14 protein-coding genes are annotated in these 19,419 nt (G+C 64.8%); 10 read left to right on the forward strand and 4 right to left on the reverse strand.

All coding sequences use genetic code 11. The features are described from left to right. Positions 1-312 precede the first annotated feature (312 nt). Entirely contained in the window at positions 313-3,549 is a 3,237-nt protein-coding gene (locus tag KW821_RS06495; RefSeq protein ID WP_218290859.1) for an Ig-like domain-containing protein, read from the forward strand. 368 nt (positions 3,550-3,917) lie between these two features. After that, a complete protein-coding gene (locus KW821_RS06500) occupies positions 3,918-4,172 on the forward strand; it encodes a DUF6719 family protein (protein ID WP_218290860.1) in 255 nt (84 codons plus the stop codon). Positions 4,173-4,315: 143 nt separating this feature from the next. On the opposite strand, the gene prpF is transcribed toward KW821_RS06500, so the two are convergent. From prpF to prpB, 4 genes are all read right to left on the reverse strand, one after another. After that, positions 4,316-5,530: a 2-methylaconitate cis-trans isomerase PrpF gene (gene prpF / locus KW821_RS06505; RefSeq protein ID WP_218290861.1), complete on the reverse strand. Its 1,215-nt coding sequence runs from the start codon at positions 5,528-5,530 to the stop codon at positions 4,316-4,318. A gap of 91 nt (positions 5,531-5,621) precedes the next feature. Continuing rightward, positions 5,622-8,237, reverse strand: a complete 2,616-nt coding sequence (gene acnD, locus KW821_RS06510; protein ID WP_218290862.1) for a Fe/S-dependent 2-methylisocitrate dehydratase AcnD — start codon at positions 8,235-8,237, stop codon at positions 5,622-5,624. Then, positions 8,237-9,400 carry a 2-methylcitrate synthase gene (prpC, locus tag KW821_RS06515; RefSeq protein ID WP_042652484.1) on the reverse strand — a complete coding sequence of 388 codons (1,164 nt, stop codon included), beginning with the start codon at positions 9,398-9,400 and terminating at the stop codon, positions 8,237-8,239. Before prpC ends, acnD begins: the two co-directional genes overlap by 1 nt. 75 nt (positions 9,401-9,475) lie before the next feature. After that, positions 9,476-10,360, reverse strand: a complete 885-nt coding sequence (gene prpB / locus KW821_RS06520) for a methylisocitrate lyase (RefSeq protein ID WP_042652483.1) — start codon at positions 10,358-10,360, stop codon at positions 9,476-9,478. A 356-nt stretch (positions 10,361-10,716) separates the two neighbouring features. Between prpB and KW821_RS06525 the strand changes: the two genes are divergently transcribed. From KW821_RS06525 to KW821_RS06560, 8 genes are all read left to right on the forward strand, one after another. Then, on the forward strand, positions 10,717-11,697 hold the full coding sequence (locus tag KW821_RS06525; protein ID WP_218290863.1) for a quinone oxidoreductase: 981 nt from the start codon (positions 10,717-10,719) through the stop codon (positions 11,695-11,697). An 85-nt stretch (positions 11,698-11,782) separates the two neighbouring features. After that, a complete protein-coding gene (locus KW821_RS06530) occupies positions 11,783-12,631 on the forward strand; it encodes a TauD/TfdA family dioxygenase (protein WP_218290864.1) in 849 nt (282 codons plus the stop codon). A 58-nt stretch (positions 12,632-12,689) separates the two neighbouring features. Further along, positions 12,690-13,742, forward strand: coding sequence for a 3-keto-5-aminohexanoate cleavage protein (locus KW821_RS06535; RefSeq protein WP_218290865.1), 1,053 nt, complete (start codon positions 12,690-12,692; stop codon positions 13,740-13,742). Positions 13,743-13,931: 189 nt separating this feature from the next. After that, positions 13,932-15,266: an MFS transporter gene (locus tag KW821_RS06540; RefSeq protein ID WP_042652479.1), complete on the forward strand. Its 1,335-nt coding sequence runs from the start codon at positions 13,932-13,934 to the stop codon at positions 15,264-15,266. 391 nt (positions 15,267-15,657) lie between these two features. After that, positions 15,658-16,647: a DsbA family protein gene (locus tag KW821_RS06545; protein WP_218290866.1), complete on the forward strand. Its 990-nt coding sequence runs from the start codon at positions 15,658-15,660 to the stop codon at positions 16,645-16,647. Continuing rightward, the gene (locus KW821_RS06550) at positions 16,635-17,654 is read left to right on the forward strand and encodes a YeiH family protein (protein WP_218290867.1); all 1,020 of its coding nucleotides are present in this window, start codon (positions 16,635-16,637) and stop codon (positions 17,652-17,654) included. Before KW821_RS06545 ends, KW821_RS06550 begins: the two co-directional genes overlap by 13 nt. 172 nt (positions 17,655-17,826) lie before the next feature. Next, positions 17,827-18,522 (forward strand): CoA transferase subunit A, encoded by a 696-nt coding sequence (locus KW821_RS06555; RefSeq protein ID WP_218290868.1) that lies wholly within the window; start codon positions 17,827-17,829, stop codon positions 18,520-18,522. Between the two features lie 104 nt (positions 18,523-18,626). After that, positions 18,627-19,256, forward strand: coding sequence for a CoA transferase subunit B (locus KW821_RS06560; RefSeq protein ID WP_042652476.1), 630 nt, complete (start codon positions 18,627-18,629; stop codon positions 19,254-19,256). Positions 19,257-19,419: the final 163 nt, after the last annotated feature.

The following is a 19,419-nucleotide window of genomic DNA, read 5'->3' on the forward strand; positions in this document are numbered from 1 at the left end:
CTGGCGCCCTCCCTGTTCCTCATCATCGAGCCCGCCCGACGCTATCAGTTCCTTCCTCGAGTGCTTCGCTGATGGCATCAGTCCAGGAGTCAGGTCTCGCTGCCTGATCACCGCTCATGCCGTCGGCATCCTTGTCGTCTCGCCAGGGATGACAGCCGGGCAAACATATGATGAACAAGTCATTAGGGATAAATGATGAAAAAATTATGCAGGTGGGTATGCGCATCCATAGCGCTCTTGTTGTTGGCCGCATGCGGTGGCGGTGATGGCGACGATTCGTCATCTACGGACTCCGGGAGCGGCGCGACTACCATGGTCTCCTTGCAGATCACCCCGCCCCAGGGGCGCATCCCGGTGGCGCTGACGCAGCAGTATATGGCGCAGGCGGTGCTGAGCGATGGCAAGGTGCAGGATGTGACGGCCCTCGGCGACGTCCAGTGGCGCAGCAGTGACAGCGCCATCGCGACCATCACCAGCGCGGGCCTGGCGACCGGGGTCGCACCGGGCCTCGTCACCATCACGGCGTCGGGAGTAGGGGCCAATGGTGCCCCCGTCGAGGCGAAGGCGCAGCTGGAGGTCAGCAGTGCCCAGGCCACCGGGCTGCAGGTGACGCCCGCTGCGGCCAGGGTGGCCGCCGGTCTGAACCAGCAGTTCACCGCCATCCTGCAGCTCTCCGATGGCACCACCCTGGACGTGACCCGCGACCTGAACTGGGTCAGCAATGATGCGGGCACCGCCACCGTCGCGCAAGGGTTGGCGAGCGGGGTAGGGGCGGGCATGGCCAGCCTGAGCGCGAGCGGCCTCTTCCAGGGCAAGACGGTCAGCGGCGCGGCAGAGCTCACCGTGAGCGATGCCACCGTCACCGCCTTGCAGGTGACCCCCGCCATGAGCACGACGGCTGTCGGCTTGGCGCAGCCCTTAGTCGCGACCGCCGTGCTGTCCGATGGCACCAGCCAGCTGGTTACTGAGTTCGTCAGCTGGAGCAGTGGCGACACCGCCACCGCGACCGTCAGCAATGAGCAGGACAGATGGGGGCAGGCCAGGGGGCTAAGTGTTGGCAGCGTGGCCATCATGGCCTCGGGTTACTTCAATGGTCAGGATCTCTCCGGCTCGGCGCAGTTGAAGGTGAACAGTGCCACCGTGACCGGCCTGCAACTGACCCCGCCCCGGCTCAGGGCGCCGATCGGCTTGCCGCAACAGTACAGTGCGACCGCCATGCTGTCCGATGGCAGCAGCCAGCCGGTGCTGGATGTCAGCTGGCACAGCAGCGAGCCCGCTCTGGCCACCATCAGTACCACCGGTCTGGCCACGGGGGCCCATGCCGGCACCGCCACCCTCAACGCCAGCACCCTCGTCAACGGTCAGCCCTTCAGCGGCAGCGCGCAGCTGACCGTGACCGATGCGACCGTGACCGCCTTGCAGGTGACCCCGGCCAGGGGCTCGGTCCCCATCGGCCTGGCCCAGCAATACGACGCCACCGCGCTGATGTCGGACGGCACCAGCCTGCCGATGACCGACAGTGCCAGTTGGGTGAGCGATCCGCTCGTTGCCACCGTGGATAAAGGGCTGGCCAGCGGGGTGAGCGTGGGCAGCACCGACATCACTGCCACCGCCGTCGTCAATGGCGTGCAGGTCAGCAACCAGGCGCCCCTGACGGTGACCGGCGCCGAGGTGACCAGCCTGGAGGTGAGCCCGGGCATCGAGGCGGTGCCCGTTGGCCTGAGCAAAGCGTTCACGGTGCGCGCCTTGATGTCGGACGGCACCAGCCAGGTGCTGACCGTCAACAGCAATATCAGCTGGAGCAGCGACGACAGCGGCATCGCCACCGTCGATGGCAGCAGCGGGGTGGCGACCGGGGTGAATATTGGCCCGACCTATATCAGCGCTGCTGGCAGCATCAATGGCTTGTTTCTGAGCGACAGCGCCTCACTGGAGGTGGGCGATGCCGTCGTGATGGGAGTGGCGGTCACGCCGGATCCGGCCACGGTGCCGGCCGGGCTGAGTGTGCAGCTTAGCGCCACCACCCAGCTGTCCGACAACAGCACCCAAGACATCACCAGCACCGCCAGCTGGGGCAGCGACGACATCGGGGTAGCCACCGTCATCGGCGGGTTGACGACCGGGGTGAGCGTGGGCGGTGCCAACATCACCGCCACCGATAGCGCCAGCGGCCAGTCCGGCAGCGCGGCCCTGAATGTGACCGGCGCCGTCATGACAGAGCTGACCGTGACCCCGGAGAGCGCCGCGGTCGTAGTGGGGCAGAGCAAGCAGTTTAACGCCAGTGCGACCCTGTCCGATGGCAGCAGCCAGGATGTGACCAGTTTGGTCAGCTGGAGCAGCGACGACCTCGCCATCGCCTCCGTCGGCAGCAACACCGGGCTGGCGACCGGGGTGGCAGGGGGCATCAGCACCATCACGGCGATGGCGCTGGATGGCACGGGGCTTAGCGACACGGCCGAGTTGACGGTTGCGGTTGCTTGTAGCAATGAGACCCTGACGGATGCGGCAGGCAAGACCTGGACCTGCCCGCTGACTACCTCGAAGGCCGATGCCGCTGGTTACCCTTATTCCGGCGCTTACGGCGAGAACGGCATCAGCTATGCCCTGCTGACTTGGCCGGAGGCGAGTGCCTACTGCGCCGCCCTGGGGGAGGGCTATTACCTGCCGCCCGTGGAGGAGATGAAGGCTCTGTATGACGAGATCGGTAACCCGGAGAGCTACGCTGGCTGGCCGACCGCTATGTACTACTGGACGGGCACCGCAGGGGTGAATGAAGGGACTCACAACAAGATCGATATGTCTTACGGCAACGATAACGGTCCCGGCAATGACAGCGGTTATCAGTATGTGACCTGTGCGAAGCTGCCCGCGACAACGGTCTCCCTGGTCGTTGCGCCGGCAGATGACTCGTTCCTGATAGGGGAAACCAAGCAGTTCACCGCCATGGCCACCATGTCCGACGGGAGCGTCGTGGATGCGAGTGCCAGCGTCGCCTGGAGCAGCGGCAACACCGCCATTGCCACCATCAATGGCGGCGGCCTGGCCACGGGGATTGCTGCTGGTGCCACCACCATTGCTGCGACGATGCAGGATAGTTCAGGGGTCAGTGCCACTACGCAGCTAACCGTGTATTACCCCATGCCAGCTTATGGTACTGGCTGTGGTATAGGCATATTGGTCGACAGTTTTGGTGCCGAATGGACTTGTCCGCCGCTGCAAAGCGAGGTGGATGCCGCGGGGATCCCATATGACAGCACAATTAAACACAATGGACAGCCCTACGTCTTGATGACATGGCCTAACGGAAACAACTATTGCACTTACCTGGGGCAAGGTTTTCGCCTGCCAACCCTGGCTGAGTACCAGGGACTCTTTGCGGAGTTCGGTGACTTGTCGATAGCTGCCGGTTGGCCGACTAGCTCCTATCACTGGACGGGCGATTATAGCAGTGGCGGCAAGCACTATGCGTTCAGCACTATGTATGGCAACCATTCTTCGGTTTCCGACGCTTACTTCCATTTTGTGTCGTGCCGGCGGGCAGCAGAGTAATTTGTGCTGGTGACCAACGCTCACCCTCAAGCGCAGGGGGGCATGGCGAGGAGGGATAGCGAGTCTGGCGGCAGCTGGCGTGCGGACAGCCTGGGTATATGGGCTGTCCGCCCCGGTGCCATGACGGTGTCAGCCGAAGATCCTGACAGGATGTGACAGATAGCATCCTGCTTGTCTGCTTTTATGATGTAATGGAGTACAAAGCCCAAGTGACCCTGTCACTTGGGCTTTTTTTGTGTCTGAATCCGTCGGTGCGCCGCCGGGGGAGGCTATCGGTCGGCGGTGATCGGTGACTACACTGGCTGGGTCAGAGCGGCGCTGGGTCTGAACCTTGTGTGCGCATGCGGATCACAGAGAGGGAGTGGCCTATGGCTGTTGCATGGAAAAGAGGGGTGTCGCTGGCGATGCTGGTTGCGGTGATGGGCGGTTCGGGTTGCACAATGCTCACCCCCATCTCCGTCGAATATCTAAAGCAAGACCCCCCGCCAGGGAGCATTCCGCAGGGGAAGGTGGTCTATGTCGACGACGGCCAATGTCCGGATGGCCAGGTAAAGAAGCTGATCGGCGGCAATGCGGGCAAGAATATCCCGCGTCACGTCGAGTGCGTGCGGCGCCCGCAGTAACCGGCGTGCTTGCAACCGATGAGTCGGGGAGGGGCCCTTGCCATCAGGCATCGGAATATCATGCCCGGAGACGGTTATTACCATTAAGAAGGCCCAAGCAACTGCTTGGGCCTTCTTGTTTTGACGAGAGGAGAGGGGGCTCGCTAGAAGGCATCCCCCGGCACGTGCACCCAGCCTTCCATCAGGATGCGGGCGGAGCGCGACATGATGGCCTTGGTCACCGTCCACTCCCCATTCACCCGCATCGCCTGTGCGCCGACCCGCAGGGTGCCGGACGGATGGCCGAAGCGCACCGCCTCGCGCTCGCCGCCACCGGCCGCCAGGTTCACCAGCGTACCGGGGATGGCCGCTGCAGTGCCGATGGCCACCGCGCAGGTGCCCATCATGGCGTGGTGCAGCTTGCCCATGGAGAGCGCGCGCACCAGCAGGTCGATCTCACCGGCCTGCACCTGTTTGCCGCTGGCGGTGCGGTACTCCCTAGCGGGTGCGACGAAGGCAATCTTGGGGGTGTGCTGGCGGGTAGCCGCCTCGGCGGGCGTCTTGATGAGGCCCATGCGCAGGGCGCCGGCGATACGGATGGCCTCGAAACGGGCCAGTGCTTCGGGGTCGCCGTTGATCCCTTCGCGCAGCTCGGTGCCCTGATAGCCGATGGCCTCGGCATTGACGAACACGGTGGGAATGCCGGCGCTGATCATGGTCGCCTTGAGGGTGCCGCCCTTTACCACAGAATCCGGAACTTCCAGGTCATCGATCAGATTGCCGGTGGGGAAGAGGGCGCCGCCATCTTCACCATCGTCAGACGGGTTGAGAAACTCCAGCACCACCTCGGCTGCCGGGAAGGCTACTCCGTCCAACTCGAAGTCGCCGGTTTCCTGCACTTGGCCGTTAGTGATCGGTACGTGGGCGATGATGCTCTTCTGGATATTGGCCTGCCAGATCCGCACCACGCAGGTGCCGTTATCCGGAATACGGGCGGGATCGACCAGCCCCGCTTGGATGGCGAAGGTGCCGGCCGCGGTGGAGAGATTGCCGCAATTGCCGCTCCAGTCCACAAACGGCTTGTCGATGGCGACCTGGCCGTAGAGGTAGTCCACATCATGATCCGGTTGGCTGCTTTTCGACAGGATCACGCACTTGGAGGTGGAAGAGGTGGCGCCGCCCATGCCGTCCATGTGGGCAGAATAGGGGTCGGGGCTGCCGATCACCCGCATAAACAGCGCATCGCGGGCCGGGCCCGGTCGCTGGCAGCGCTCTGGCAGATCACTCAAGCGGAAGAACACGCCCTTGCTGGTGCCGCCGCGAATATAGGTGGCCGGAATTTTCACTTGGCCTGGGTGAGCCGGAGATTGATGGGCCATGAGGATTGTCCTGATCTGTGTTGAATTCGGGATACAAGGCGGCAGCCATGATGGCTGCCGCCTTTTCATCCCCCGGGGAGGGGGCGCTAGGTCAGCTGGCGGCCTTGTGCGTGGTCGCTTCCAGGAAGTCCTGGGCGAAGCGCTGCAGCACGCCACCGGCCTCGTAGACCGAGACTTCTTCGGCGGTGTCGAGACGGCAGGTCATCGGCACCTCGACCGTTTCGCCGTTTCGCCTGTGAATGACCAGCACGAGATCGGTGCGCGGGGTGCGTGCACCCTTGACGTCATAGGTCTCGGTGCCATCCAGCCCCAGGGTCAGGCGGGTGGTGCCCGGCTTGAACTCCAGCGGCAGCACCCCCATGCCGATCAGGTTGGTGCGGTGAATGCGCTCGAAGCCTTCCGCCGCTATCACCTCCACCCCTGCCAGCCGCACGCCCTTGGCCGCCCAGTCACGGGACGAACCCTGGCCGTAGTCGGCGCCCGCCACGATGATCAGCGGCTGCTTGCGGGCCATGTAGGTTTCGATGGCTTCCCACATCCGCGTCACCTTGCCTTCCGGCTCGATGCGGGTCAGCGACCCTTTTTTCACCTGGCCATCGACCACCGCCATCTCGTTCACCAACTGAGGGTTGGCGAAGGTGGCGCGCTGCGCGGTCAGGTGATCGCCACGGTGGGTGGCGTAGGAGTTAAAGTCCTCCTCCGGCAGCCCCATCTTGTGCAGGTATTCACCGGCCGCGCTGCTGCGCATGATGGCGTTGGAGGGCGACAGGTGATCGGTGGTGATGTTGTCCGGCAACACCGCCAGCGGTCGCATGCCCTTCATGGTACGTTCACCCGCCAGCGCCCCTTCCCAATAGGGCGGGCGACGGATGTAGGTGCTCATCTCGCGCCACTCATAGAGCGGGGCGACCTTGGGGCCATGGTCTTCCTCTATGGTGAACATGGGGATATAGACCTGGCGGAACTGCTCCGGCTTCACCGACGCCTTGACCACCGCATCGATCTCGTCATCCGACGGCCAGATGTCTTTCAGGCGGATTTCGCGCCCGTCCACCACCCCCAGCACATCCTTCTCGATGTCGAAGCGGATGGTGCCCGCGATGGCATAGGCCACCACCAGCGGCGGCGAGGCGAGGAAGGCCTGCTTGGCATAGGGGTGGATGCGACCGTCGAAGTTGCGGTTGCCCGACAGCACGGCGGTGGCATAGAGATCGCGATCGATGATCTCCTGCTGGATGGCCGGATCCAGTGCGCCGGACATGCCGTTGCAGGTGGTGCAGGCGAAGGCCACTATGCCGAACCCGAGCTGCTCCAGCTCGTGGTCAAGGCCCGCCTCCTTCAGATAGAGTGCCACCGTCTTGGAGCCCGGTGCCAGGGACGATTTGACCCAGGGTTTGCGGGTAAGGCCAAGCTGGTTGGCGTTGCGCGCCAGCAGGCCGGCGGCAATCACGTTGCGCGGGTTGCTGGTGTTGGTGCAGCTGGTGATGGCGGCGATGATCACGGCGCCGTCCGGCAGCAGGCCGTCGGCCTCCTGGGCGCGGGCCTTGTCCAGATCCACGGCTATGCCGCGGGCGGCCAGGTCGGAAACCGGCAGGCGGCGGTGCGGGTTGGAGGGGCCCGCCAGGGTGCGCACCACGCTGGACAGATCGAAGTGCAGCACGCGCTCGTACTGGGCATTCGCCAGGCAGTCGGCCCAGAGGCCCGCCTCCTTGGCATAGGTCTCCACCAGCTTGACCTGTTCACTATCACGGCCGGTGAGCCGCAGGTAGTCGATGGTTTGGCTGTCGATGAAGAACATGGCCGCGGTGGCGCCGTATTCCGGCGCCATGTTGGAGATGGTGGCACGATCCCCCAGGGTCAGGGCGCCTGCGCCCTCACCACGGAACTCCAGGTAGGCGCCGACCACTTTTTCCTTGCGCAGGAACTCGGTCAGGGAGAGCACCACGTCGGTGGCGGTGATGCCGGGTTGCGGCTTGCCACTGAGCTCGACGCCGACGATCTCCGGCAGGCGCATCCAGGAGGCGCGCCCCAGCATCACGTTCTCGGCTTCCAGCCCGCCCACGCCCACCGCGATCACCCCGAGGGCGTCGACGTGGGGGGTGTGGCTGTCGGTGCCGACACAGGTGTCCGGGTAGGCGATGCCCCTGTCGTTGTGAATGACCGGCGACATCTTCTCCAGGTTGATCTGGTGCATGATGCCGTTGCCCGGCTGGATCACCTCGATGTTGCGAAACGCCTGCTTGGTCCAGTTGATGAAGTGGAAGCGATCCTCGTTGCGGCGATCCTCGATGGCGCGGTTCTTGGCAAACGCATCGGGATCGAAGCCGCCACACTCCACGGCCAGCGAGTGATCGACGATCAGCTGCACCGGCACCACGGGGTTGACCTGGGCGGGGTCACCACCCTGATCGGCGATGGCATCACGCAGTCCAGCCAAGTCCACCAGCGCGGTCTGACCCAGGATGTCGTGGCACACCACTCGGGCCGGGAACCAGGGGAAGTCGCGATCGCGTTTATTCAAGGCGATCTGGCCGAGGCACTCGCCGAGGATGGCCGGGTCGCACTTGCGCACCAGGTTCTCGGCATGGACGCGGGCGGTATAAGAGAGTTTGTCCCAGGCGCCGGGCTGGATGGCCTCGACCGCCGCACGGGCGTCGAAGTAGTCCAGCGCCGTGCCGGGCAGGGGCTTGCGATAGTGGCTGTTCATCACTTGCGATCCTTGAGCGGGACGAACACCAGATCCTCCGGGCCCACGTAGTTGGCACTCGGTCGGATGATCTTGCCGTCGATGCGCTGCTCGATGACGTGGGCCGACCAGCCTGAGGTGCGGGCTATCACGAACAGCGGGGTGAACATGGCGGTGGGCACGCCCATCATGTGGTAGCTGACGGCGCTGAACCAGTCGAGGTTCGGGAACATCTTCTTGGCGTCCCACATGGTCGACTCCAGCCGCTCGGCGATGTCGAACATCTTGGAGTTGTGCTGCTCCTTGCTGAGCTCGCGGGCCACCTCCTTGATCACCTTGTTGCGCGGATCCGAGACGGTGTAGACAGGGTGGCCGAAGCCGATGACCACCTCCTTCTTCTCGATGCGGGCACGGATGTCGGCCTCCGCCTCGTCGGGATTGTCGTAACGCTTCTGGATCTCGAAGGCCACCTCGTTGGCGCCGCCGTGCTTGGGCCCGCGCAGGGCGCCGATGGCACCGGTGATGCAGGAGAACATGTCGGAGCCGGTGCCGGCGATCACCCGACCGGTGAAGGTGGAGGCGTTGAACTCGTGCTCGGCGTAGAGGATCAGCGAGGTGTGCATGGCGCGCACCCAGGAGTCGCGTGGTGTCTGTCCGTGCAGCAGGTGCAGGAAGTGGCCGCCGATGGAGTCATCGTCGGTCTCCACCTCGATGCGTTTGCCGTTGTGGCTGAAGTGGTACCAGTAGAGCAGCACCGAGCCGAGGCAGGCCATCAGCTTGTCGGCGATGTCGCGGGCACCCGGGTGGTTGTGGTCGTCCTTCTCCGGCGACACACAGCCCAGCACCGAGACGGCGCTGCGCATCACGTCCATCGGATGGGCGGAGGGGGGGAGTTGCTCCAGTGCGGTCTTGACGCCGGAGGGCAGGCCGCGCAGGGCCTTGAGTTTGGCCTTGTAGGCGGCCAGTTCGGCGACATTGGGCAGATGGCCATGCACCAGCAGGTGGGCAATCTCCTCGAATTCACAGCTGGTGGCGACATCGAGGATGTCATAGCCACGGTAGTGCAGGTCGTTGCCGCTGAGGCCCACGGTGCAGAGGGCGGTGTTGCCGGCGGCGGTGCCACTCAGGGCCACGGATTTTTTTGCCTTGAAGACGGGGGTGGTGGTCTCGGTGATTGCGCTCATTGCTTGTCTCTCCTTATACATTTGAGCCTGTCGGCCGCCCGTTACCTGTCACACAGGGGGCGACCGGCGGGTCTGTCATTCCTTGGTGAACAGGCGATCCAGTGTCTGCTCGTAGTGGTGGTAGCCGAGGAAGTCATAGAGCGCTTCCCGGGTCTGCATGCTGTCGACCACGGCGCGCTGGTGGCCATCCTGGCGCAGTTGCTGATAGACGTTGAGGGCGGCCTGGTTGGCGGCGCGGGCGGCGCTCAGGGGGTAGAGCACCATATCGACGCCGTGATCGGCGAGGTGGCCCTTGTCAAACAGCTCGGTCTGGCCGAATTCGGTCATGTTGGCGAGGATGGGGACCCCGGCCGCCTGCTTGAAGCGGTCGTACTGGTCGAGTTTGGTCACCGCCTCGGCGAAGATCATGTCGGCCCCGGCGGCCACGTAGGCGGCGGCGCGCTCCAGCGCGGATTCGATGCCTTCCACTGCCAGGGCGTCGGTGCGGGCCATGATGACGAAGTTCTCGTCGGTGCGGGCATCCACCGCCGCCTTGATGCGATCCACCATCTCGGCCATGCTCACCACCGCCTTGTTGGGTCTGTGGCCGCAGCGCTTCTGGGCGACCTGATCTTCCATGTGGACGGCGGCGACACCGCCCCGCTCGAAGGCGCGGATGGTGCGGGCTATGTTGAAGGCGCCGCCCCAGCCGGTGTCGATATCCACCAGCAACGGCACCTGGGTGGCGGCGGTGATCCGCTCGGCATCGATCAGCACGTCGTTCATGGAGGTCATGCCCAGATCCGGCAGGCCGAAGGAGGCGTTGGCCACCCCGGCACCGGACAGATAGAGCGCCTTGAAGCCGCTACGCTCGGCCATCAGCGCCATGTAGGCGTTGATGGTGCCGACGATTTGCAGGGGTTTCTCGTTGGCCAGCGCGGTGCGAAAACGCGCCCCGGCCGAATGGGATAAGTTAGACATAGTGACTCCTTTCATGCTGCGGATATACCCATCTCACACTACGTTGACGTTAACGTCAATTATGCTTAAGTCAAAGGCCCGCCAATCGGCAGACTCAGGCGGCTGCCTCTTGGATAATTCCATTTAATTCAATCAAGTATCTCTCATTGCCAACAACATGGGCGGTCGCCGTCGCGGCGCCGTCATGGTGGGTCAGGGCCGATTCTGGCGCCTTCCCCGAGGGGGGGCAACGAATTCGAGCGGGGTTGTCATGAGATGAAAAGTGGCTGTCGCCCGATGAAAAGCGGCCGTTTACGTAACCCCCTAGATTCAATCCGGACGAAGAGTTTCACTCACGAACGGATTGGAGAACTGAGATGGCCAACGCCATACGCTTTTATGAAACCGGGGGCCCGGAAGTGCTGCGCTACGAAGAGGTGGCGGTCGGTGAACCCGGTCCGGGCCAGGTCCGCCTGCGCCATGCCGCGGTCGGCCTGAACTATGCCGACACCTATTTTCGCAACGGCACCTACCCCATCCCCATGCCCAACGGCATGGGCGTCGAGGGGGCCGGCGTGGTGGAGGCCATCGGCGAGGGCGTCACCCATGTGGCGGTGGGCGATCGCGTCACCTACACCGGTTTCCTCAACACCCTCGGTGCTTATTCGACCGAGCGCCTGATCCCCGCCGCCCCGCTCATCAAGCTGCCGGACAACATAGCGTTCGAGACGGCGGCCGCCATGACCATGCGGGGCCTGACGTCCGCCTACCTGATGCGCCGCATCCACGACTTCAAACCCGGTGACAGCATCCTGCTGCACGCCGCCGCGGGCGGGGTGGGCCTCATCGTCGCCCAGTGGGCCAAGCTGCTCGGCCTGACCGTGATTGGCACCGTCTCCAGCGAGGCCAAGGCCGAGGTGGCCAGGGCCCACGGCTGTGACTTCACCATCGACTACAGCCATGAAGACGTGGCCAAGCGGGTGCGTGCACTGACCGAGGGCGCCGGCGTCAACGTGGTGTTCGACAGCGTCGGCAAGAACACCTTCCTGGGCTCGCTCGATTCCCTCAAACGCCGCGGCCTCATGGTCTGCGTCGGCACCGCCTCAGGCCCGATCGAGGGGTTCAACCCGCAGCTGCTGGCGATGAAGGGCTCCCTCTATCTGACCCGTCCGGCTCTGGCCGACTACATCGCCGACCCGGCCGAGAAGACGGCCCTGGCGAACGAGCTGTTCGACCACGTGGGCAGCGGCCGGATCAAGATCGAGATCAACCAGAAGTACGCACTGCAGGATGCGGTGCAGGCCCACCGCGATCTCGAGTCGCGCAAGACCACGGGCTCATCGGTTTTCGTTATCTAGCAAGCGCGCGAGGCGGCCCCTCATGGGAGGGGCCGGCCTGCGAGGCGCATGGCGCAACAGACTTGTCATCGAGGGAGTGCATGACATGCGTGTAGAACAACTGACCTGCCATATCGGAGCGGAACTGAGTGGCGTCAACCTGGCGGATGCCGTTCATGATGAAGGGCTGTTCACCGAGATCCGCTCCCTGCTGCTCAAGCACAGGGTACTGTTCTTGCGGCAGCAGGATATCAGCCGCAGCGATCACGTGGCCTTCGCCCGCCGCTTCGGCGAGCTGGAGGATCACCCGGTGGCGGGCAGCGATCCCGATCATCCCGGACTGGTGCGCATCTACAAGTCGCCGGAGGTGCCGAACGATCGCTACGAGAACGCCTGGCACACCGACGCCACCTGGCGCGACAAGCCGCCCTTCGGCTGCGTGCTGCGCTGCGTGGAGTGCCCGCCGGTGGGGGGCGACACCCTCTGGGCCAACATGGTGGTGGCCTATGAGAAGCTGCCGGAGGAGATCAAGCAGAAGATCGCCGGCCTGCGTGCCCGCCACAGCATAGAGGCGAGCTTCGGGGCGGCCATGCCCATCGAGAAGCGGCTGGCGCTCAAGGCCCAGTTCCCGGATGCCGAGCACCCCGTGGTACGCACCCATCCGGACACCGACGAGAAGATCCTGTTCGTCAACGCCTTCGCCACCCACTTCACCAACTACCACACCCCGGAGCACGTGCGCTACGGGCAGGACTACAGCATGGGCGGCAGCGATCTGCTGCGCTATCTGATAAGCCAGGCCTATGTCCCCGAGTATCAGGTGCGCTGGCGCTGGCAGCCCAACAGCATCGCCATCTGGGACAACCGCAGCACCCAGCATTATGCCGCCATGGACTATCCGCCCTGCCACCGCAAGATGGAGCGGGCCGGGATCATGGGCGACCAACCCTTCTGATATCACGCCGGGCAGGGTTGCCCGGCACACAGCCAGTCTTCATTCAAGGAGAGAACAGATGCAATTCTTTGACGATTCCCTGCACCCGGAAAACATGGAAAAAGTGGTGATCACCGTGGCCCCGTACGGTCCCGAGTGGGCGCCTGGTGACTTCCCGGAAGACATCCCGGTGACCATGGAGGAGCAAATCCAGAAGGCGGTCGACTGCTACGAGGCGGGCGCTACCGTGTTGCACCTGCATGTGCGCGAGCTGGATGGCTCCGGCTCCAAGCGCCTGTCCAAGTTCAACGAGCTGATCGCCGGGGTGCGCAAGGCGGTGCCTGACATGATCATCCAGGTCGGCGGCTCCATCTCCTTCGCGCCGGAAGGCGAGGGGGAGGCGGCCAAGTGGCTGTCGGACGACACCCGCCACATGCTGGCCGAGCTGACGCCGAAGCCGGATCAGGTCACGGTCGCCATCAACACCACCCAGATGAACATCATGGAGCTGCTCTACCCGGAATACCTGGCGGGCACCTCCCTGGAGCACCCGGCCCTGAAGGCGGCCTACAGCGAGATGACGGTCCCGGCCGGTCCGGCCTGGGTGGCCGAGCACCTCAAGCGCCTGATGGCCAACGGCATCCAGCCCCACTTCCAGCTGACCGGCATGCACGCCATGGAGACCCTGGAGCGGCTGGTGCGCAGGGGCGTCTACATGGGGCCGCTCAACCTGACCTGGATCGGCATCGGCGGCGGCTTCGACGGCCCGAACCCGTTCAACTTCATGAACTTCGTCCACCGCGCACCGGATGGCTGCACCCTGACCGCCGAATCCCTGCTCAAGAACGTGTTGCCCTTCAACATGATGGCCATGTCCATTGGGCTGCACCCGCGCTGCGGCATCGAGGACACCATCATAGGCCAGCACGGCCAGCGCATGAGCTCGGTCGAGCAGATCCGCCAGTGCGTGCGGGTCGCCCACGAGCTGGGGCGTGAGGTGGCCAACGGCAAGGAGGCCCGCGCCATCTATCGCATCGGTGTCCAGTACGACAGCATCGAAGAGACGCTGCAGGCCAACGGCATGGCGCCGAATCGCCGTGCCGGGGAAAAAGGCGTGCCACGGGGCGTCTGAGCCAGATGGGTCGCAGCTCGACTAAAGAGAGGCTGCGACCCCTATAACTCTGTTTGCCAAATGACGTTTGCCCTTGCAACATGCGGGGGGCGGGCAATTGAGTCATCTATCACCAAAGGAAGGCGGTGGGTGACTCGCAGGCTCGCTGCTTGAGTACCCCACCCAATTTGTCGTAGCACGAGGGACTGTATGGCTACCTATCATATCAATGACGATGTCGACGCTGGCAAGGCTGCCGTACCGCGTCGCTATGCCTGGATTGTGTTTGCGCTGACCTTTGGTCTGCTCATCTCCGACTACATGTCGCGCCAGGTACTCAACGCCGTCTTCCCCATGCTCAAGGGGGAGTGGACCCTCTCCGATACCCAGCTTGGCCTGCTCAGCGGCATAGTGGCGCTGATGGTCGGGCTGCTGACCTTCCCGCTCTCCCTGCTGGCGGACCGTTTCGGTCGGGTGAAGAGCCTGGCCATCATGGCCATGCTGTGGAGCCTGGCGACCCTGGGCTGCGCCCTGGCCCAGAGTTACGAGCAGATGTTCATCGCCCGCTTCCTGGTGGGAGTGGGGGAGGCCGCCTATGGCAGCGTCGGCATCGCCGTGGTGGTGTCGGTGTTCCCGCGGGAGATGCGGGCCACCCTGTCCGGCGCCTTCATCTCGGGCGGCATGTTCGGCTCTGTGCTGGGCATGGCCACCGGCGGCGTGCTGGCCCATCTGCTGGGCTGGCGCTGGGCCTTCGCCGGCATGGCGCTGTTCGGCCTGCTGCTGGCGGCCATCTACCCCCTCATCGTCAAGGAGGCGCGGATCGCCCCGGCGGGAGCCAGGGCGGCTGGCAAGGCGCACGGCAAGCCGCTGCGCACCCTCTACTCCACGCGCTCCGTGCTCTCGGCCTACGTCGGCAGCGGCTTGCAGCTGTTCGTCGGCGGCACCGTGATCGTCTGGATGCCGAGCTACCTGAACCGTTTCTACGGGATGGACACGGACAGGGCGGGGGTGGTGGCCGCCATCATAGTGCTGTGCAGCGGCGCCGGCATGATCCTGTGCGGCATGCTCAGTGACAAGCTGTGCCGGGATCGGCCGGATCGCAAGATCAGCCTGGCCATTGGCTATTGCCTGGGGAGCTGCGCCCTGCTGTCGCTGGCCTTCGCCCTGCCATTCGGGCTGCCCCAGCTGGCCCTCATCTGCCTTGGCATGTTCATCGCCACCGGCACCTCGGGCCCGGCGGGCGCCATGGTGGCCAACCTGACCCACTACAGCGTGCACGGCACCGCCTTCGCCACCCTGACCCTGGCCAACAACCTGCTCGGGCTGGCCCCCGGCCCCTTCATCACCGGCCGCGTCTCCGACCATATCGGCCTGGACAACGCCTTCCAGCTGGTGCCGCTCATCAGCATCGCGGCGGCGGCCGTCTTCTTCTACGGCAAGCGCCACTACCACAAGGATGTCGCCAGGCTGGAAGGGGAGTCCGAGCCACCCGTTGCCTGCGCCCCCGTCACCGGCGCCGCCCATACCACAGAGGCAAGGGCCTGAGTCGTACCCTGACAACAGGGAACCATGGTGATTTTCCCTGTCCTGCGGCAAGCCGCCGGACAGGGACCGAGAACCCGGAGGAAAGGGCATGAGCGGTGCCCCGAACACAGGGGGCTATTTCGATTTGATGGATGTGAGCTGTCCTGCGGCTGGCCGCCGGACAGGGACCGAGAACCCGGAGGAAGGGGCATGAGCGGTGCCCCGAACACAGGGGGCTATTTCGATTTGATGGATGTGAGCTGTCCTGCGGCTGGCCGCCGGACAGGGACCGAGAACCCGGAGGAAGGGGCATGAGCGGTGCCCCGAACACAGGGGGCTATTTCGATTTGATGGATATGAGCTGTCCCGCGGCAGAGCGCCGGACAGGGACCGAGAACCCGGAGGAAAGGGCATGAGTCGTACCCTGAACATTGCAGTCTATTTCGATTTTATCTGTCCCTGGTGTCTCATCGGCAAGCGCCAGTTGGAGCAGGCCCTGGCCCGGCTGCGGGTCGAGCGGCCCGAGGTGCAGGTCGCCGTGAGCTGGCGCGGGGTGCAGTTGCTGCCCTATCTGCCGGTGCAGGGGGATGACTTCAACAGCTTCTATCTGCATCGCCTCGGCTCTGTGCAGGCGGTGCGGCTGCGCCAGGCCCAGGTGCAGCAGGCCGCGGCCAGCGTCGGACTCAGCCTGGACTTTGGCAACATCCCCCGCATGCCGAACACGGCCGACGCCCATCGGCTGTGGCAGCGAGCCAGCCAGCTGGGCACGGCGGCGCAGCGGGAGGCGCTGCTGGAGCAACTCTTTGTGGCGCACTTCCAGCGGGGCGCCGATCTGGGGGATGGCGCCACCCTGCTGGGCCTGGCCGAGGCGGCGGGATTCTCGTCCGCCGCGCTGGTGGGCAGCCTGCAGGGGGATGGGGCCCCCTTCCTGTGTGACGTCGCCGGGGCGGCCAGCCAGGGGGTGCCGAGTTTCGTCATCGACGAGGCCCTGACCCTGTCCGGGGCACAGCCCGCCGAGCAACTGCTGGCCGCGCTGCACCAGGCGCTGGCTCGGCAAGCGCCGGCCTGCGGGCGGCGCATCGCCGTGCCGGCCGAGCGGGTGCCCGCGCCGGGCAAGCGGGCGCTGATCGAGGCGCAAGGCAAGAGCCTGGCGCTGTTCAACATCGACGGCCAGTTCCACGCCATCGATGACAGCTGTCCCCACCAGGGCGCCTCCCTGTGCGGGGGCCGGCTGGAGGGGGCGGTGATCCAGTGCTGCGCCCACGGCCTGCGCTTCAACCTGCACACCGGCTATCTGCTCAACTCGGATCAGCTCAGGGTCGGCCGTTATCCGGTCGAGCAGGAGGGTGAGAGCCTGTTTATCGTCATCGAACCGCAGGAGTCTATCCCATGCACACCCTAGCCATGACAGATCGCTATCAGCGGGTGCGCGAACTGGTGCCCGGCATGGCGGTCAGCATCACGGTCGCGGCCGCCGCGACCTTCCTGTCCGAACACTACGGCGCCCCCGTGCTGCTGTTTGCCCTGCTGCTCGGCATGGGGCTCAACTTCCTCTCCGCCGAAGGGACCTGCAAGGCGGGCATCGAGTTCACGGCGCGCAGCGTGCTGCGCATCGGGGTCGCCCTGCTCGGCATGCGCATCACCCTCGGCCAGATAGCTGAGCTGGGCTGGATGCCGGTGCTGCTGGTGGTCACCCTGGTGGTGGTCACCATAGGACTCTCGGTGGTGGCGGCCAAGCTGATGGGGTTCCAGCGCCTGTTCGGCATGCTGACCGGGGGGGCCACCGCCATCTGCGGCGCCTCCGCCGCCCTGGCCCTGGCCGCGTCCCTGCCCAACCATCCGCAGAAGGAGCGGGCCACCCTGTTCACCGTGATCGGGGTCTCGGTGCTCTCGACCCTGGCGATGATCCTCTACCCGATGATCGCCCGCTTCTTCGAGCTGACGCCGGTGGAGTCCGGGGTATTCCTCGGCGCCACCATCCACGACGTCGCCCAGGTGGTGGGGGCCGGCTACAGCATGTCCACCGAGACCGGGGACGTGGCGACCGTGGTCAAGCTGATGCGGGTCGCCATGCTGCTGCCGGTGATAGTGGTGGCCGCCATGATCACCCGCATGCAGGGGGCGGATCCCGCCTCCGGCAAGCGTCCGCCGCTGCTGCCCCTGTTCGCCGTCGGCTTCCTGGTGCTGGCCTGCATCAACAGCACCGGCTGGGTGCCCGCCGTGGTGCAGGGGGGGACCAACGATCTGTCGCGCTGGTGTCTGGTCATCGCCATCAGCGCCATCGGCATGAAGACGCAGCTCAAGGAGCTGGCCAGGGTGGGCATCAAGCCGATCCTGCTGATGGTGGGGGAGACCGCCTTCCTCGCCGCCCTGGTCCTGCTGCTGATGCACTGGGGCATGAAGCCTTGATAACAAACGTCCGATTACGCCGCTGCGCGACTAATCGAACCTACACCACCAATTGAATTCATGGGTTCGAAGCGTGAGCGTAATCGGACGATCGTGACATCACGTCAAATCAAGAAAATGCAATAAACACGACAGCGCCCCCGTGGCCAATGGATTAGCCAGAGAGGTATTTATGAACAAGATTTATCCCAGCGCCCAGGCCGCTCTTAGCGATCTGGTGCAGGACGGCATCACCATCGCATCGGGTGGCTTCGGCCTGTGCGGCATCCCCGAGCGGCTCATCGAGGCGCTGGGCGAGAGCAGCAAGCGCGACTTCACCATCATCAGCAACAACTGCGGGGTGGATGAGTTCGGGCTGGGGCCGCTGCTCTACAGCCGCCAGATCAAGAAGATGATCTCCTCCTACGTCGGGGGCAACAAGGAGTTCGAGCGCCAGTACCTGGCGGGCGAGCTGGAGCTGGAGTTCACCCCCCAGGGTACCCTGGCGGAGAAGCTGCGAGCCGGCGGCGCCGGCATCCCGGCCTTCTTCACCCGCACCGGTTACGGGACGCTTATCGCCGAGGGCAAGGAGACCCGCCAGTTCGACGGTGAGTGGTTCGTCATGGAGCGCGCCCTGACCGCCGATCTGGCGCTGATCAAGGGCGCCAGGGCCGACAAGGCGGGCAACCTGATGTTCAACAAGACGGCGCGCAACTTCAATCCGCTCTGTGCCAAGGCGGGGCGCATCTGCGTGGCCGAGGTGGAGGAGATAGTCGAGGTGGGCGAGCTGGCCCCCGACGAGATCCACCTGCCCGGCATCTACGTGCAGCGGCTGGTGCTCAACCCCCATCCCGAGAAGCGCATCGAGGTACGCACCCTGAGGAGCTGACCGAGCGAGCGCTCATGCCGGTGTTGAGCTGCCGCGACGGGCACTCGATTCCCCCCATTTTGAACAGCGCAGCGAGCTGCGCACAGTGAGAAAGGATTTATCACATGGCCTGGACCCGTGAAGAGATGGCGCAACGCGCCGCCCTGGAGCTGCAAGACGGCTTCTACGTCAACCTGGGGATCGGCCTGCCGACCCTGGTCGCGAACTACATCCCGAGCGGCATGGAGGTCTGGCTGCAGAGCGAGAACGGCCTGCTCGGCATAGGTCCCTTCCCGGGGGAGGAGGAGCTGGATCCGGATCTCATCAACGCCGGCAAGCAGACCATCACCACCTTGCCCGGCAGCAGCTTCTTCGACAGCGCCGAGAGCTTCGCCATGATCCGCGGCGGTCACATCAACCTGGCCTTATTGGGCGCCATGCAGGTGTCCGAGCGCGGCGATCTGGCGAACTGGATGATCCCGGGCAAGATGGTCAAGGGCATGGGCGGCGCCATGGATCTGGTGGCGGGCGTCAAGCGGGTGGTGGTGCTGATGGAGCACTGCGCCAAGGGCGGCGCGCACAAGATCCTGGAGTGGTGCAACCTGCCGCTGACCGGGGTCGGGGTGGTGGATCGCATCATCAGCGATCTGGCGGTGCTGGATGTCACCCCCGCCGGCCTGCGCCTGGTGGAGATGGCCCCCGGCATCGAGTTTGAGGCGCTGCAAGCCGCCACCGGCTGCACCATACTGCGCTGACGGTTAGCCATCCACGGGGAGGGCGCTCGCGCACTCCCCGTTGTTTTTTTCACCACGTACGTCTCTTGCCCCTTGGCTATCCTGCACCGACCCGTCACCTCCCGCTGGTTTTCCTCCCCGGTTTCCTTCGCACCTTTTCTGTCGCCCAGATCACCGTTTTCAG

Origin of the sequence: Aeromonas sp. sif2416 (assembly GCF_019218665.1) — a bacterium.
Classification (GTDB): Bacteria; Pseudomonadota; Gammaproteobacteria; order Enterobacterales; family Aeromonadaceae; genus Aeromonas; species Aeromonas encheleia.

What these genes read in the sequence shown, in the direction of transcription:
- KW821_RS06495 (WP_218290859.1), top strand. Translation starts at nt 313, where the DNA reads ATGGTCTCCTTGCAGATCACCCCGCCCCAGGGGCGCATCCCGGTGGCG.
- KW821_RS06500 (WP_218290860.1), top strand. Translation starts at nt 3,918, where the DNA reads ATGGCTGTTGCATGGAAAAGAGGGGTGTCGCTGGCGATGCTGGTTGCG.
- prpF (WP_218290861.1), bottom strand. Translation starts at nt 5,530, where the DNA reads ATGGCCCATCAATCTCCGGCTCACCCAGGCCAAGTGAAAATTCCGGCC.
- acnD (WP_218290862.1), bottom strand. Translation starts at nt 8,237, where the DNA reads ATGAACAGCCACTATCGCAAGCCCCTGCCCGGCACGGCGCTGGACTAC.
- prpC (WP_042652484.1), bottom strand. Translation starts at nt 9,400, where the DNA reads ATGAGCGCAATCACCGAGACCACCACCCCCGTCTTCAAGGCAAAAAAA.
- prpB (WP_042652483.1), bottom strand. Translation starts at nt 10,360, where the DNA reads ATGTCTAACTTATCCCATTCGGCCGGGGCGCGTTTTCGCACCGCGCTG.
- KW821_RS06525 (WP_218290863.1), top strand. Translation starts at nt 10,717, where the DNA reads ATGGCCAACGCCATACGCTTTTATGAAACCGGGGGCCCGGAAGTGCTG.
- KW821_RS06530 (WP_218290864.1), top strand. Translation starts at nt 11,783, where the DNA reads ATGCGTGTAGAACAACTGACCTGCCATATCGGAGCGGAACTGAGTGGC.
- KW821_RS06535 (WP_218290865.1), top strand. Translation starts at nt 12,690, where the DNA reads ATGCAATTCTTTGACGATTCCCTGCACCCGGAAAACATGGAAAAAGTG.
- KW821_RS06540 (WP_042652479.1), top strand. Translation starts at nt 13,932, where the DNA reads ATGGCTACCTATCATATCAATGACGATGTCGACGCTGGCAAGGCTGCC.
- KW821_RS06545 (WP_218290866.1), top strand. Translation starts at nt 15,658, where the DNA reads ATGAGTCGTACCCTGAACATTGCAGTCTATTTCGATTTTATCTGTCCC.
- KW821_RS06550 (WP_218290867.1), top strand. Translation starts at nt 16,635, where the DNA reads ATGCACACCCTAGCCATGACAGATCGCTATCAGCGGGTGCGCGAACTG.
- KW821_RS06555 (WP_218290868.1), top strand. Translation starts at nt 17,827, where the DNA reads ATGAACAAGATTTATCCCAGCGCCCAGGCCGCTCTTAGCGATCTGGTG.
- KW821_RS06560 (WP_042652476.1), top strand. Translation starts at nt 18,627, where the DNA reads ATGGCCTGGACCCGTGAAGAGATGGCGCAACGCGCCGCCCTGGAGCTG.